The following is a 16,353-nucleotide window of genomic DNA, read 5'->3' on the forward strand; positions in this document are numbered from 1 at the left end:
AAAGCATGGCTGGAAAGAAGGAACGGCTGGATGTTCTTTTGGTGGAAAGAGGGCTTATGGAAAGCCGGGAAAAGGCTAAGCGAGCCATTATGGCAGGGCTGGTTTTTGTCAATGGGGAAAAGGAAGATAAGGCCGGCAGCAGCTTTCCGGAGGACGCGGAGATTCTTGTGAAGGGAAAGGCTCTTCCCTATGTGTCCAGAGGGGGCTTAAAATTAGAGAAAGCCCTAAAGTCTTTCCCGATTTCTTTGGAAAATAGAGTTTGTATGGATATCGGTGCTTCCACCGGAGGCTTTACGGATTGTATGCTTCAAAACGGAGCGGTGGAGGTTTATGCCGTGGATGTGGGCCATGGACAGCTGGATTGGAAGTTACGAAACGATGAAAGAGTGCATTCCATGGAAAAGTGTAATATTCGCTATGTGGAGGAAGAGGACATTTTAGCACTGGGAGAAAAACCCTCCTTCTTTTCCATAGATGTTTCTTTTATTAGTTTAAGCTTGGTGCTTCCTGTAGTGAAGAAGCTGGGGAAGCTTCCTTCTCAGGTAGTTTGCCTGATTAAGCCTCAGTTTGAGGCGGGAAGAGAACAGGTAGGAAAGAAAGGCGTAGTACGGGACATTGCCGTGCATCAGGAAGTGATCCGAAAGGTACTGTCCTTCGCATCTTCTATCGGCTTTTCGGTACAGGGACTGGATTTTTCTCCTATTAAGGGACCGGAGGGAAATATCGAGTACCTTTGCTTTTTGGAGGATAGGTGAAATGCTGAGGAGGCATTATCGGAAGCTTGGGAAGCCGAGCTTATGCGAATTACGGAAGCTTCCCACCAGGATTTATAGTTTTGACCACTGTCCTAATTAAGACATATCGTTTTCGTAAAGTTTACAGCAAGGTTTATAGCTAAAATAAAAATTCATTGTAGAAATTCAAGTTAAAATAATATTTAGTGCAGGAATAAAAGCTTAAATAAAATTCATTGCAGAACTTATAGTTTAAGCAAGCTAGAGGAAGATATGCTATACTAGAGAGGAAAGAAATACATGAATTTGGCACTCATTGTGAATCAAACAAAGCCAGAGGCAGAGAGCTTCCAGAAAATCATAGAAGAAGAATTAGCGAAGAAAGGCATTCGTCCCAAGATTTTTTTGAATAAGGATTTTTCCAGAGAGGATTTTGTGGGGATGGATTGTCTGATTACCTTGGGAGGAGACGGCACGATTCTCCATACCACCGGAGTTTTACAGGGAATGCCGGTTCCGATTTTAGGAATCAATGCGGGACATCTTGGTTACCTTACGGAAATTCGCCAGAGAAGAAGGATTGCGGAAGCCATAGAACGGCTTGTGGCCGGGGATTATGTGGAGGATCGAAGAGCTATGCTTTCCGGCAGCATTTTCCGACAGGGAAAGGAGATATTTTCGAGGTCTGCCTTGAATGAGCTTTTACTCTCCAGAGTGCGAGGGGTGTCCATACATCATTTTCAGGTCTTTTGCGACGGGATGGAAATGGTTCACTATTCCGCAGACGGAATCATCATTTCCACGCCTACAGGTTCCACCGCCTATAATCTTTCTGCGGGAGGCCCCATCATTTCCCCGGAAGCGCCGGTGTATATCATGAATCCTATCTGCGCCCATTCCTTAAATGCCAGAGCGGTGGTTTTGGATAATCGGAGAACCCTGGAGATTGTGATGGAGGGGGGAGATCAGGTGCTGTCCTTTGACGGAGAGGCTCCTATCGAACTTCTGGCCGGAGATGTGGTACGAATCAGGAAGGCCAAGGAAGAAACGGTTTTGATTAAATTTTCCAAGGAAAGTTTTCTTCATACTTTGCGAGAGAAGATGGCAAACTTATAAGAGAGGTTTTTGATGAAAAAGACAAGACAGGATAGAATTCTTTCTTTAATCGAAGAACAGGATATTGAAACCCAGGAGGAGCTGGCCAGACAGCTACAGCTGGAGGGGTATTCCGTAACACAGGCCACGGTGTCCCGGGACATCAAGTCATTGCAGCTTACGAAAATGCAAAAACACGGCAAGATGGTTTACCAGAGCCTTTTAAAGGAGTCTCCGGAGAGAGATTTGGAGAAATTTGTCCGGGTTATGCGGGACGGCACGGTATCCATGGCGGTGGCGAGCAATATTTTGGTCATCAAAACCCTTTCCGGTATGGCAAATGGAGTGGCTATGGCCATTGACCAGCATCATTTTTCGGAAATCGTGGGAAGTCTTGCGGGAGATGATACCATCTTCTGTGTAACTTCCGGAGAGAAGGATAGTCAGGCTTTAAAGGATAGCATTGAAAGCCTGATGAGAGGCTAGCAAATAAGGAGGAAGGCATGCTGGATCGACTGCTGGTAAAAGATTTGGCTTTGATAGAAAAATCCGTTGTAGAGTTTTCCGGCGGCTTAAATGTCTTAACCGGAGAAACCGGAGCAGGAAAGTCTATTTTGCTTGGCTCCATTCAGCTGGCTCTGGGGCAAAAGGCCAATAAAGACCTGATTCGTCATGGAAAAGAACAGGCCATTGTGGAGCTGGACTTCTCCTTAACGGAGGAGGAAGTGCGCCGGATTCAAGCCTTGGAAGAGGATTTAGAGCTGGAAGAGGAAAGACTCTTGATTCGCAGGAAGATTTCTGAAAAGAAGTCCGATATTCGGGTCAATGATTTAGGGCTTACCCTGGCTAAGCTTCGGGAAATTACCGGCGGTCTTTTGGATTTGCACGGACAGCATGAGCATCAAAGCCTGCTTCGGGAAGGCTCCCATTTGGAGATTATCGACGGCTTTCGGAAAAAGCAGGGCGGAAAGCTTTTAGAGGAAGTGGCGGATGCTTACCATTTGCTACAGGAAAAAAAGAGAGCCTTGCAGAAATTTTCCCTAAAGGAAGAGGAAAGAACTAGGGAGCTGGATTTTCTGGATTTTGAGATTCAGGAGCTGGCGGATGCCCATCTTTCCGAGGGGGAAGAGGCGGAACTTACTAAGGAATACAGCCTTTATGAAAATATGGACAGGCTGAAGAGCCTGCTTCTTTCCGCAAAGGAAAGTCTGGAGGAAATGGATTTTCACCGTCCCATTCAGGCGGTGGAAGAGGCCAAGGATTTTGATGAAAGCTTAAAGGGGCTTTCCGACAGCCTTTATGATTTGGAGGCGGTGGGAGAGGATTGTCTCCGCTCTTTAGACCATTATCTGGACCATGCGGAGGTGGATGAGGAAAAGCTTTTTACACTGGGAGAACGGCTGGAACAGATTCGCAGAGTCATGATGAAGCATGGAGGTACGGAAGCCAAGGCTCTGGCTGCATTGGCCAAGAAAGAGGAAAGAAGAACTTTTCTTTTGGACTATGAGAAGGACGAAGAAAAGGCGAAGAAGGCTATCGTAGCACAGGAAAAGCTCCTTAGGGAGAAGGCTTTGCTCCTTTCCAAAGAAAGGCAGGAGGATGCCAAGGTCTTAGCCAAGCAAATCCAAGGGGAAATGCAGGAAATGGGATTCCTGGACACCAAATTCGAATTCCATTTTCAGGAAAAGAAGGAGCCAACAGAAAAGGGCTTGGATGAGGTAGAGGCCTATGTGAGCCTGAACCCGGGAGAACCTCTTCGACCTCTTCGGGAGGTGGGCTCCGGAGGAGAGTTGTCCCGCATTATGCTCTCCATCAAGACGGTTTTGGCGGATACGGACGGAGTTTCCACCCTGATTTTTGACGAGATTGACACCGGAATTTCCGGAAGAACTGCGGAGAAGGTGGGAGAAAAGCTCCAGAAGATTGCGAAGAATCATCAGGTGATTTTGATTACCCACCTGCCCCAGATTGCGGCAAAGGCAGACCATCATTTTCTCATTGAAAAGACAGTGGAGGATGGTGCCACCCACACCAGGATTCATCCCTTGGAGGAGAAGGAATCTATAGAAGAGCTGGCAAGGCTTCTTGGAGGAGATGAGATTTCGGAGGCTTCCCTGGAAAATGCCAGAGAGCTGAAGGCAAAGTCCAAGGTGAAGAAGGCTAAGGTTTCGAATGCATAGAATAAGGAAGAAGTGTCTAAGCTTTCGCATTAAAAGCTTCATAGAGATTTACTTTGTTTCGAAATGACAGAAAAAGCAAATATAAGCAGCTTCTACGGAAGGATAAGCAGTTTAGGATTTACGGAAAACAGGCGGTATTTTGGAAGGAGGATAGGATGAAAAACATTTTATTTCTTGCATCAGAGGCAGTTCCCTTTATCAAAACAGGAGGTTTGGCGGATGTGTGCGGTTCTTTACCCAAAGCTCTGGATTCCAATTACTTTGATTGTAGGGTGATGATTCCCAAATACATGTGTATTCCTGAAGAGAAAAGGAATGAACTAAAATACAAGACCCACTTCTATATGGACTATTTAGGACAGTCCCGCTACGTAGGAGTCTTAGAACAGGAAGTAGACGGGATTCTCTACTACTTTATTGACAATGAATATTATTTTTCCGGAAACAAACCCTATGGAAACTGGTACTGGGACTTGGAGAAATTCTGCTTCTTCTGTTATGCGGCTTTATCAGCCCTTCCTCTTTTGGATTTTCATCCGGATGTGCTGCATTGTCATGACTGGCAGACCGGATTGGCACCGGTTTTATTAAAGGATCGTTTTGCGGGAGGTGAGTTTTTCCGTTCCATTCGTTCCGTATTTACCATTCACAATCTTCGCTTCCAAGGCGTGTGGGATATTAAGACCATTAAACGCTTTACGGAGCTGTCGGATTATTATTTCACACCGGATAAGCTGGAATGCGATAGAAACGGTAATCTCTTAAAGGGCGGTTTGGTTTATGCGGATGCCATTACCACCGTCAGTAAAACCTATGCCAGGGAGATTCAATATCCCTTCTTCGGGGAGGGCTTGGAAGGACTTTTACAGGCCAGAGACCATGACCTTCGGGGAATCGTAAACGGGATTGACTATGAGGAATGGAATCCGAAGAGAGATCCTTTCTTGCCTGCCCACTACGACTCTGCTTCCTTCAGGATGGGAAAGCCGGAGGTGAAGAAAGCCTTACAGGAGGAGCTGGGCTTGGAGCCTGATCCGGGTTGTATGCTGATTGGCATGGTTAGCCGACTAACGGACCAAAAGGGTCTGGATCTTTTAGTAAGAGTTTTTGATGAAATATGCCAGGATAAGATTCAGTTTGTGGTTTTGGGTACAGGCGAGGACGGCTATGAGAATTTCTTCCGTCATTACGCATGGAAGTATCCCAGGAAGGTTTCTGCCCAGATTTACTATTCCGAAGAGAAGAGTCATAAAATCTATGCAGGCTGTGATGCCTTGCTGATGCCCTCTCTGTTTGAGCCCTGCGGTCTTTCCCAGTTGATTGCCCTTCGCTACGGCACGGTTCCTATTGTCCGGGAAACCGGAGGCTTGAAGGATACGGTAGAGCCATACAACGAATATGAAGGAAAGGGAACAGGCTTCTCCTTTGCCAATTACAATGCCCATGAAATGATGGCCGGCATCCGTTATGCGGAGCAGGTGTATTATGACCATCGGGAGGCTTGGGAAGAAATGATTGCCAGGGGCATGGAACAGGATTATTCCTGGAAGAGTTCCGCTCTTCAGTATCAGGAGCTTTATGACTGGCTGGTGGAAAGATAAATACTTTCAGCGAAAGGTAAAGTACTAAAAATAAAGCTGAAACTGCTATATCCAAAGTGTAGAGAAGGTATTAAAACGTAGTAGGCTGTAATGATAAATGAAAAGCCGAAGAAAGGAAACAAAGAAAAGGCATGACGTTTCAAGAGCAACTTTTAGACAATTATTTATTGATCTCAGCTCTGCTATCCTGGTTTGTTGCCCAGGTTTGTAAGACAGCGATTGATGCTTATTTTAATAAGGGAATAAATTGGGAGAGAATGACCGGTTCCGGAGGAATGCCCTCCAGCCATTCTTCTACAGTGGTGGCTTTAGCCACGGCGGCCGGAATTTCATACGGGGTGGATAGTGCTATCTTTGCGGTGGCTCTGGTTTTTGCCGTTGTGGTGATGTATGATGCCACCGGAGTCAGAAGAGAAACCGGAAAGCAGGCGGTGATTTTGAATCGTCTCTTGCTGGATAATCCCTTTGCCTGGACCGGTAAGGAATTTGAAAAAAAGCTAAAGGAATATGTGGGGCATAGCCCCCTGCAGGTTTTAATGGGAGCCATTCTGGGTCTTGCCATTGCAGTAGGAATGGGGTATGTCTATGGCTATTTTGGATAGGAAGAAAAGGATAAGGCGTTTTTTCTGCCTTATCCTTTCCCTGCTTTTTCTTCTAAGCTCCTGTAAAGGAATTGCAATCAGCGGAAAAACGGAGAATATCCCCGGCTATACGGAGGCACAGGCCATGATTGTGGTGGGCTCGGAACGAAACCGCATTCAAAATATTATGGGGAAGGAAGTCTGGAATCTTCCTGTGGAAGGACAGGTGGAAAAGACCTACGGAGAATATTTCCTGGCAAAAACCAAGGAATTTCTTCAGGATATCCGTACTTTGAATCTGATGGCGGAGGAAAAGGGAATTATTGCCAATGGAACGGAGATGGAAAGCATTAGAACTGCGGCCAATGCCTTTTACCAAAGTCTCAGCGAAGAGGACAAGGCCTTCTTTGGAAATTGCAGTCTGAAGGACGTGGTGGATATGTATGTGGCCTATTTTGTGGCGGAAAAGACGGCAAAGTCCCTTTTGGCCAACGTGGATACAGAATTAAGTGCGGCGGAAGCCAAGGTGATTTCTGTGGAACAGATTGTGGTACAGGATGAAGACCTGGCGAAGGAGCTGGAAGAAAAGGTAAAGCTTGCCGGAGCCAATTTCTCCTATTATGCCAGACAGTATTCCGAGGATCCGGAATTACAGAAGAACTTGGCCTTTGGAGAAAGGGAGGATGAATACGCGAAGGTGGCCTTTTCCTTAGAGGACAATGAAATCTCCTCCGTGTTTTCTCAGGATGGAAAGTACTACATTTTAAAATGTCTAAGCTCCTATGATGAGGAGGCGACCAAGGAACGAAAGGAGAGGTTGGAAACCGCTATTCGATCCCTGCATTTTCAGGAAAGCTACGAGGCTTATCAAAAAGAGCATATTGTCCGCTTCCGGGAACCCTTCTGGAAGGAAATCGACCTTCATAGTCATGAGGGAAGCACCGCGGATTACTTCTTTTCCTATTATCAGGAGAAGGTGGCGGAGGCGAAATAGGAATAAAAATGGGATAGCCGGAGCTATCCCATTTTTAAAATTTAAAATATTTTAAAGTGCGGCAACAATTCCCTGATCGTTAGCGTAAATGGTGGCTACACCGGCGGCATTGGTCACCACAATTTCTTTATAGCTTCCTTCCTTCAGGAAGTCTTCTTTTACCTGTTCTGCCCGCTTAGGAGCATTGACATGGGTGATTACCAGTCGTTTGTCTTTTACCGCTTCCGCGCCCCCGGCACGCTCAACAGCTAACTGCACCATTCTCTTTAAGGCCTTCTGCATACCTCTTTGCTGATCCAACTTTACAATGGTGCCGTTTACTGCACCCATAACGGGCTTAATGTTTAAGGCGGAAGCCAAGAAGGATTTTACGGCGGAAAGCCTACCGTTCTTCCGTAAGGTTTCCAGGGACTCCAGTACGAAAACCGTTACGATGTCGTTACATTTTTTCTCGATAATATCTACTACTTCCACAAAACCGAGACCGGCTTCCTTACATTCTCGAATATCCAGGCAAAGCTTGCACTCACCGGCGGAAGCGGACTTGGAGTTAAACAAATGAATCTTCTTGGGAGAATCTTCATGGGACTCCGTATAGAGATCAATGCCGATTTTGGCTGCCTGATAGGTTCCGGAAAGCTGGTCGGAAAGGGTTACAATATATACCTCATCCGCATCGGATTCCTCAATGGCCTTCTGAAAGGCTTCCGGAGAAGGACAGGCGGTCTTCGCTCCGATGGAAGAGGCAGCCATTCTTTTGATAAAATCTGCCTGATCAAAAGTTTCATCATCCATGATTCTATATTCCCCGATTTCCAAGCTTAGGGGAACCATACGAAAATGAGGATCCGCCTTCATTTCCGGTGTGAAATCTCCACAGCTGTCACAAATAATCTGATATTTCATAGGGTTTTCCCTTTCTAAGTAGTTTTCAATACTACATCCATTATAGGGCAATGCGGAGTACTGTCAAGGTATAGTCGGCTTCCGGCCTTTGATTACTCGGATTTTGGCCTTTGATTACTCTCTATTTGTTTTTTATCCACTGACAAAATCTTTACTATATTTACATTCTTTGAATTTCCGCCTGAATCATTTTTCCCATCAGCTCGGAAAAATGCTCTAAGGACTGGACTTTTGCAAAATTTCTGCCGAAAATCTTCTGGGCATTGGGAACATCCTTGTCCTTTCCGGTGTAGGCCAGTAGTACATAGATGTTCTCCATGTGGGCTTTATGCACCATTTCCTGAATGTCGGAAATAGCCAGATCTCCGGAATAGTTTCTGGCTTTGTTTCTTACCTCCAAAAGATCGTTGGGACTTAAATCCGTAAGCCAGATTAGCAGGCGATGGGAGGCGGTATTTTCCTTTAACTGCTCCAAAACAGCGGAAAGTGCCAGTCCGTCCCGGTTCGCACCGGTGGTGAAGTAACGGAAAATTTCCTTGTTCTTATTCCGTTCCGTATAATCCCGATAACGATTTAAAACCGTATAGCCGCTCATGGAGGAGTAGCCGAAAACCCGAACCGGAATTCGGCAGTTATCCAAAGCCTTTGCCAGAATATAGCCCTGTTGAGATACTGTTTCCATCCGATGAATCTGGGAAGAAGAGGCATCCAGCAGTAAATCCACCGTGAGAGAGCCTTGACTGTCCGCAATTTCCTTTTGGAAAATTTTATTGTGGCCCTTTAGATATAGAGGTTTCCACAAAAGAGAAGGAATCAATTTGCCCTGATTGGAAAGGACAGGACTTGGCTCCAAGCTGCTAAGAAGCGCATTTTTCAACATCTGACTTAGTCTGAAAATCTGTGTCTGGTTATAGCTTTCTTCTTTTTCATAGGCCTGTTCGTTTTTCTTTCGCTGGGCTTCCATTTCCTTTCGCATCTTCGCCGCGAAGCCCTTCAGATTTTCTTCCTCCTTGCCATTGGTAAAATACAGCCTTGCCCCCTGATGATTTCCGGTGCAGCAGGCTTTTTCCATAGCTTCGGATTTTTTCTTATCGAAGAGTGGCTGTCCGAAATAACTTTGAATATATTTTCGAAGGCCCTCCTCGGTGATTTTTTGGTATTTTTCGGAGGCAGTTTCCACATCCCGGCTGTCCGCCCCTCCCTTGCTTCTCTCTAAAAGTCCTAAAACCAGCTTTTTTGGACTTCCGGAGGAACTTCCATTTTCATCCTTTAGCCAAAAGAAAAGGTGGGGAATCTTGAATTCCCGCTTTTTCTTCTGCATGGCAGCCGGAAGACCGGGGAGATAGGTAAAATATTTTTGCAAGGTCTTGGAAAGACTTTGAATCCATTCTTCGGTATTCAGCTCCCCGGAAATTTCCACTTCTTTTAGAAGCTTTCGATCCACCAGATCCGGCAGACCGCAGTCCTCTCCCAAGGCTGTCTTATAATGTCCTTCTAAGATCCAGCCTTCTCGGCTTTCCGCAATACTGGGAATAAATTCCTGAAGTTTTCGTTTGCAATATTCTCTGCGAAGGAGAGCCAGACTTTCTCTTAGAGGACTTTCCTTTTCGAAGGTGGCATTTTCCAAAGCCAGCCAAAAGAGCGTTTCGTAGGTTTCCTGCCCCAGAGTTTCGTGAAAGGTGCTGTAGAATGCCGTTAATTTCTTCCAGTCAAAATGAGTATAGCTGGCACCAATGATGGTATTCCAATACAGGTCCGCCTTGCCTTCGTAATCATACATACGGTAGCCGGGAGAGACCTTATAGTTATGGGCACCGTTCCAAATCATATTGGCAGCCCGCTTTTTTTCAAATTCTGTCAGCATCATAGGAAAATACGCTCTCCGGAAAGCTCTTTAGGAATTCTGGCATCCAGTAAATCCTGTACCAACTGTCTTTCGTAAAGGTCAAAGGACTTGTTTACCAGTCCCATTTCCAAAGCCTTGGATACGGATAAGCCCTTCTGCATTGCTTTAATAGAAGAAATTAAACCTCTAAGGTCTAAGCTCCTGCTGGAAATTTCACCCCCGGAAACCTTTTCCTGAATTTCAGAAAAGAGGAGGGCAAACTGCTTTCTGTATTCCTCCGATAAGTTCGGAAATTGCTGCTGCAAAAGCTTATCCAGATTCTCCGTGCTGATCACCGGCATGTGGAGAACCAGAAAACGGGAAGCTAAGGCCTCATTTACCTCTCTGGTTCCTGCATAACCGTAATTCATGGTGCCGATAAAGCGGGTAGCTTCATGCAGGGGGAACTGGCCGTAGCCCGGCAGGTCGATGCTGTGACGGAAGTCCAGGGTAGCGTGTAGTACCGCCAAGGATTCATTTTTCGCCATATTGATTTCGTCTAAGATGCCGAAGCCCCCACGAAGGGCACACTCCAGAATCGGTCCCTTACGAAGCTTCACTTCTCCTTGGGAAAAGGTATCGCTACCCAACAGGGAGGAGGCGTCTGAATTGACATAAAGGGAAATATCCCATTCAGGACGGGAAAATGCCAGAGCCAGTCCCTGGGCTAAAACGTTTTTGCCCGTGGCCTTAGGACCGTCCAAAAGCAGGTTCGCTCCGGAAAGCAGGGCGGCAATGGCGGCTTCCCAGATTTCCTTTCCATAGTACAAATACTCCATTTTCGGCAAACGCTTGTCGTCCTCTTCTTCCAGCTTGTAAAAGGAACGGAAGGAGCGCAGCTCCTCTAAAAGCTTCTCCGAAATACCTTCTTCTTCTAAAAATGTCAAAATATCCTTCATTTTCTATCCCCTATCTACTTTTATTATTCTTTCTGACGGCTATTTTACCGCAGTTTAGTACAGAAATCTTAAAATTCCTAATCTTTTATTTGAATAGCACAAAAAAATGAAAAAACCATCCTTTGATTTTAGAGGATAATGTATGTGTACAAAATACAAAATTGCTATTTATTTAACAGATTATCGTCAATAGAAAGGAAATTTAGGCAAATAAACTATAATTAAGTACTTATTGATTTTGAAATAAATGGATAAAATATTGAAATTTCTGTGAACAAGGTGTATTTTTAGTTTTGCACAAAATTGAGGAAAGAAGGGGAGGATTACTTATGGTTACCTTTATGATCGGCCTTGTGATTCTCATCGTCGGCGGAATGGCTATGGGTCGCCTTTGCGATCATGTATTCCAGCCGGACGACAGAGAGACACCGGCTTACGCCAAGCAGGATGGTGTGGATTATGTTCCGATGCCTACTTGGAAAAATGCTTTAATTAACTTACTGAACATTGCCGGAACAGGACCTATTCTTGGACCGATTCAGGGTATTTTGTTCGGACCGATTGCACTGCTTACCATTCCTATCGGAAATGTTATTGGCGGAGCGGTACATGACTACTTTGCGGGAATGATTTGTACCCGTGACGGCGGAGCCCAGATGCCGGAGATGGTAAGACGTTATACCAACAAGGCAGTGTTCTGGATTTATGATGTATTTGTATGTGTGCTTTTACTTTTAGTAGGAACCGTGTTCATTTACACTCCCGGAGACATTACCGCAACCCAGGTATTCGGATTCAGCGGTTCACCTACAGAGGCTTCCACCTGGATTATCTACGGTATTATTTTCGCATACTACTTAATTGCTACTGTATTCCCCATCGATAAGATTATCGGAAGAATCTATCCTATCTTCGGTGCAATCCTGGTATTCTCCGCAGTAGGTGTATTTGCTGTAATGGTAATTTTTCGCTACCCGTTAGTAGAGATTTTCGGAAACTGGAATACTCCTTCCTTTAACTATGGAGATTATTTCTGGACACAGAACTTTTTCCCGATTTTCTTCGTAACCGTAGCCTGCGGAATTCTTTCCGGATTCCACTCTTCCCAGACTGCTCTTGTAGCAAGAACCATTAAGAGTGAGAAGGATGGAAGAATGACTTTCTATAACATGATGGCTGTAGAAGGCTTCATCGCCATGGTATGGGCGGCAGGAACAATGGCATTGATTCAGTTCACTGCAGACCAGGGCGGAATCAGCATGGTATTTAATGAGAAGGCAGGAACCTTCCAGTACATGATTCAGAAGGCGGGAGAGTTGGTTGCTATTTCTCCAACCTCTGTAGTCGGTGTAGTTTGTAGAAGAGCTTTAGGACCTATTGGCGGAGCAATAGCACTTATCGGTATTATCATTCTTCCGATTACATCCGGAGATACTGCACTTCGTGCATTACGTCTTACCATTGCAGATACCTTCCACATTAAGCAGGATAACAATTTCAGAAGATTAAGCCTTGCCATTCCAATCTTTATCCTGGTAGCAGGAATCTTGGTTTGGGCAAAGTTTGATCCTAAGGGCTTCCAGATTCTTTGGAGATACTTCGCATGGTCTAACCAGACTATGGCATTGTTCCCCTTGGCTGCGGCAGGTATTTATCTCATGATTAACGGAAAAGCAAAATGGGCATGGATGCCACTGCTTCCCGGTACCTTCTACACCTTCATCTGCGCAAGCTATATCTTAAATGCAAAGCTGGGCTTTGGTTTAAGCTGGCCAATCGCCTATGTGGGCGGTGTAATTGTGGCTGCTATTTACCTTGTTCTTGTAATTATTAGAGGTAAGAAGGGCGGCACCACTCCTGAGCCTACCGTAAAATAATGGCTGAAAGTGTTCCATATTTGGAACAGGCAAGTCCTTTTTGATAAGGGATAGTCGTTTAGATGAACCGTGTCTGTAAATGATTATATAAGGATGAATTGAAAGATTGATTGCTTCGGAAGAGGCAGTCAATCTTTTTTTATACATTTTTTATAAATTAAAAATTAAGTATTTATTGATTTTCTCTTAGGATATGGAGTATATTTACTCTGGATTTTAATAATCATCTGTAGGCGGAATGGGAATCGGAGGGAGAAGACGATTCCCTGTATTTAGTCCGGCCTACTCGTACCATAGCAGAAATCAGGGAAGAGAGTTGTAGCTACTATGGGACAAAAAAATTACCTAGTAAGGGAGAATGAAAAATGAAGAAAAAGAAACTGAAAGTACAAGTAGCTGCACTCGCCATGACAGGAGCCATTGCAGCTGCACCATTGACCGTAAGAGCGGAAGAAGCAAGCACGGCAGCACCGGCGACTGCGAGCACAAGCAGTACAGAAGCATCTGCCACTGCCGCAGCAGCTCCTGCAGCAAGTACAGCGACCACGCCTGCGGTAAGCGGGACAACTAGCGGAGCAAGTACTCCTGCAACAGGCACAGCGGCGACCGCCGGAACAGGTGCAACGGCAACCGGTGCCGGAAGCGGAGCAAGCACCGGAACAGCAGCAACAGCGACCACGGAAGCGTTAGCCCCGGCAGCCGTAGCAGCACCGGTTACCGTAGCAGAGGCCCCGGCAGACCCTGCCACCACTGTTCCCAACAATGTGGATACTGTAGTGCCGGATGATAATAAGCAGGGAACGGATATTGTTGCGAAAACCCCTATTCTCAAAGTTGACACAACGATTACACCGGAAGAGGCTAAGGGAGAAGGAACTATTGGAGATAAAGTTGAAGGTTTACCGTCTGTATTGGGCAATGTGAAAAATAAAGACGTGGTAATGCAGGGTGACCTTTCTATTGCAAAGGATAACAGTACAGACTTTGATAGTACCGGTGATGCAGCACATGAAGTCAATAAAGAGGATAGCTATAGCTTAAAGGCTGACCTGGATGTTAATGCAGTAAATAATGCTATCAATGCTTCAGCACGGTTAAACAGTCTTATGAAGGAGGTTAACATTGATAAAATGGAAACCGGACTTCGTTCCACCTTTGAGATGGGAAGAGACTTAGAGGGAAGCTTCCACCTGCCCACAAGCCTTGAAGATGCTAAGAAGCACTATGAGCTGAGTTCAGCAGACGGCAATCCAATGATGTACCGCATTAATTATGCCAATTCCTCCTTTGCTAAGGATAAGGTTAGCATTGCCATGGACTTGGATTTAAGCAAATATCAGAATCCCAAGGCGGAAATCAGTACCTTTGGAACTTTGAATGATTTGATTAACAAGTCTGCAAAGAAGATTCAGTTAATCATGAAGGGTATTAAGTTTAATGCGGCACATGGCAATGTAGAAGAAACAGAAACCGCCACAGAGAAAACCAGAACTGCAGAGGGAACCATTCGGGGAACCTTGGTAGGTTATATGAAGGCGGATGTAAGTAAAACGGTAGAGTTTTTTGGTATTAGAGGAACAGTTAGAGGTAAGGCTGCCTATAATTGGGGAGCTATCCAGAATGAGAAAGGCCGTGACTTTGTAGCCGGTCGTGACAGAATCGCCGGAAATGATAACGGAAATAATAAGGTTGATTTAACTGTAAAGATGACCACAGTAGAGAACAAGATAAAGCCCGTTGAACCGGTACAACCTGTTGAGCCTACAAATCCAACTACTCCAATAAGTCCGGAGGAACCAAGCAATCCGGCTAGACCAAGTAATCCTATTGCACCAAGTAATGGTGGAGGAAGCAGAACAAGTACTCCTATTGTAACACCGGGTTCTTCCACTCCTGGAGAGGTGCTGGGAGAGAATCGTCCTACCGCTTCTACCCCTGCGGGTGAAGTTTTAGGAGAGAACCGTGTGGCTCCTGTAGCGGAAACCGTTGAGAAAAAGCAGGGAACTGTATTGGGAGAATCCCGTCCAAGCGTAAAGGGCGTATCCGACCGAGCATCCGTAGCAACCGGAGATTACAACTTCACAGGCCTTTGGGCTTCCCTTTTCGGAATTTCATTAGCATCCTTGGCAGGCTTTGTGGTACTTCAGAAGAAAAAAGAAAATTAATATGCCGATAATCATTTTTTCTGTATCTAGTACATTTTACTGTTAATACGGAAAAACACGAATATCATTAGAGGAATAATAAACCGTTGTAGAACATGGAATGAACAGTTCTGCAACGGTTTATTTCTTAACGAGTATCGCTCACGTAGTGTGCGGTATCTCGTTTTGTGAATTAAGATTTGACTTATTTATACTTTTTTCTTAGTATAGTGCTTATAGTTATTTTAATTTTTTAAAGCAAAAACAGGAGAAATAGAACAATAGTATCAGCAGCTTTGTACAAATTTCTTCTGTTTTTTCCTGTAAGTGCTTTAAAAAAGACAGATGAAAAGTTGAAAAAGCTTTTCTAAACACAGGGAGAATGAGAATGAAGAAGAAAAACTTAAAAGTACAGGTAGCTGCATTGGCTATGACAGGAGCAATGGTTGCAATTCCTATGAATGCCAGAGCTGAGGAAGCAAATCCTGCTACAGCTGCTTCAGCGGCAACGTCAGGAACAACGGAAGCAGCGACAGGATCGACGGCAGCAACAGCTGTAGAAACTGCAACAGGGGTTACAACAGGAGCAGCGGCAGAAACGGTAACAGGAGCGACAGAAACTGCAACAGGAGTAGTGGCAGAAGCAGCGACAGGATCGACGGCAGCAACAGGCACAGCCGTAGGAGCGGGAACAACCAGCGGGGGAGAAGAGTCAGTTGTTACAGTAGAAGAAGCTGCAGTGGATCCCGGTACTACTGCACCGAACAATGTGAATACCGTGGTGTCGGATGATCAAAAACAAGGTACGGACATTTCTACGCATGCAGATAAAACCAGTGGAGGGGAAACCGGACCTGTGATTCATGTGGATGCCACTGTGACGGCAGAAGATGCCAAGGGAGAGAAGACCATTGCGGAAAGTCATACCGGAGTAGAAGAGAATGTAATTACCAGGCTTAAAAACAAAGATGTAGTTCTCCAAGGGGATCTTTCCATTAAAAAGGATGAGAGTACAGAAGCCTATGATAGTACAAATATCGCAGCACATCAGGTGAATAAGGAGGATAGCTATTCTCTGAAGGCGGATTTGGATGTTTCTCCTGTGACAAATATCATTAATGCATCAGCCGGAATTATGCCGGGATCAAATGATATGTTCGTAAGAAATTTAGAGACAGGTCTTCGTTCCGCCTTTACTTTGGGAAATGACGTAGAAGGAAGTTTTCATCTTCCTACAGACTTGGAAGATGCTAAGAAGCACTATGAGCTAAGCTCTGCGGATGGAAATCCCATGATTTATCGCATTAATTATGGAAAATCTTCCTTTTCCAAGAAGAAGGTAAGCCTTGTTATGGATTTGGATTTAACCCAGATGACCCCCCTGGCGAAGCAAGGCTCCGATGAAAATGCGGCTAACGAAAGAATCTATGGCAAAGATCCTGTTACCGGCAAAGCAT

The 16,353-nt window shown here is 45.1% G+C and carries 11 protein-coding genes and 2 pseudogenes; 10 read left to right on the forward strand and 3 right to left on the reverse strand.

All coding sequences use genetic code 11. From position 1 onward, the window contains the following. Window positions 1-5: 5 nt before the first annotated feature. The 7 genes and pseudogenes from ACO4PX_RS03065 to ACO4PX_RS03095 all read left to right on the forward strand — a co-directional run bounded on the left by ACO4PX_RS03065 (window position 6) and on the right by ACO4PX_RS03095 (window position 7,185). Window positions 6-833: pseudogene (locus ACO4PX_RS03065) on the forward strand (TlyA family RNA methyltransferase). A gap of 201 nt (window positions 834-1,034) precedes the next feature. Continuing rightward, window positions 1,035-1,850: an NAD(+)/NADH kinase gene (locus tag ACO4PX_RS03070; RefSeq protein WP_183682620.1), complete on the forward strand. Its 816-nt coding sequence runs from the start codon at window positions 1,035-1,037 to the stop codon at window positions 1,848-1,850. Window positions 1,851-1,862: 12 nt separating this feature from the next. Next, on the forward strand, window positions 1,863-2,315 hold the full coding sequence (locus ACO4PX_RS03075) for an arginine repressor (protein WP_485541512.1): 453 nt from the start codon (window positions 1,863-1,865) through the stop codon (window positions 2,313-2,315). Window positions 2,316-2,332: 17 nt separating this feature from the next. Beyond that, window positions 2,333-4,009 carry a DNA repair protein RecN gene (gene recN / locus ACO4PX_RS03080; protein ID WP_485571364.1) on the forward strand — a complete coding sequence of 559 codons (1,677 nt, stop codon included), beginning with the start codon at window positions 2,333-2,335 and terminating at the stop codon, window positions 4,007-4,009. Between the two features lie 155 nt (window positions 4,010-4,164). Further along, the gene (gene glgA, locus ACO4PX_RS03085; RefSeq protein WP_485571366.1) at window positions 4,165-5,610 is read left to right on the forward strand and encodes a glycogen synthase GlgA; all 1,446 of its coding nucleotides are present in this window, start codon (window positions 4,165-4,167) and stop codon (window positions 5,608-5,610) included. Window positions 5,611-5,741: 131 nt separating this feature from the next. Continuing rightward, entirely contained in the window at window positions 5,742-6,212 is a 471-nt protein-coding gene (locus ACO4PX_RS03090) for a divergent PAP2 family protein (protein ID WP_007157000.1), read from the forward strand. Then, entirely contained in the window at window positions 6,190-7,185 is a 996-nt protein-coding gene (locus ACO4PX_RS03095) for a peptidylprolyl isomerase (protein WP_485571368.1), read from the forward strand. Before ACO4PX_RS03090 ends, ACO4PX_RS03095 begins: the two co-directional genes overlap by 23 nt. A 51-nt stretch (window positions 7,186-7,236) precedes the next feature. Here the strand turns inward: ACO4PX_RS03095 and ACO4PX_RS03100 are convergent, their stop codons facing one another. The 3 genes from ACO4PX_RS03100 to ACO4PX_RS03110 form a co-directional block, all read right to left on the reverse strand. Further along, complete coding sequence (locus tag ACO4PX_RS03100) at window positions 7,237-8,091, reverse strand: DegV family protein (RefSeq protein ID WP_485571370.1); 855 nt, start codon at window positions 8,089-8,091, stop codon at window positions 7,237-7,239. A 160-nt stretch (window positions 8,092-8,251) separates the two neighbouring features. Further along, complete coding sequence (locus ACO4PX_RS03105; RefSeq protein ID WP_485571372.1) at window positions 8,252-9,958, reverse strand: vWA domain-containing protein; 1,707 nt, start codon at window positions 9,956-9,958, stop codon at window positions 8,252-8,254. Then, complete coding sequence (locus ACO4PX_RS03110) at window positions 9,955-10,875, reverse strand: AAA family ATPase (protein WP_485571374.1); 921 nt, start codon at window positions 10,873-10,875, stop codon at window positions 9,955-9,957. Before ACO4PX_RS03110 ends, ACO4PX_RS03105 begins: the two co-directional genes overlap by 4 nt. A 329-nt stretch (window positions 10,876-11,204) precedes the next feature. On the opposite strand from ACO4PX_RS03110, the gene ACO4PX_RS03115 reads away from it, so the two are divergent. The 3 genes and pseudogenes from ACO4PX_RS03115 to ACO4PX_RS03125 form a co-directional block, all read left to right on the forward strand. Beyond that, window positions 11,205-12,752 carry a carbon starvation CstA family protein gene (locus ACO4PX_RS03115; RefSeq protein ID WP_485571376.1) on the forward strand — a complete coding sequence of 516 codons (1,548 nt, stop codon included), beginning with the start codon at window positions 11,205-11,207 and terminating at the stop codon, window positions 12,750-12,752. Between the two features lie 365 nt (window positions 12,753-13,117). Then, window positions 13,118-14,917: a cell surface protein gene (locus tag ACO4PX_RS03120; protein WP_485571378.1), complete on the forward strand. Its 1,800-nt coding sequence runs from the start codon at window positions 13,118-13,120 to the stop codon at window positions 14,915-14,917. A gap of 367 nt (window positions 14,918-15,284) precedes the next feature. Further along, window positions 15,285-16,353: pseudogene (locus tag ACO4PX_RS03125) on the forward strand (cell surface protein); the annotation flags it as partial.

The organism is Oribacterium sp., from assembly GCF_057249185.1.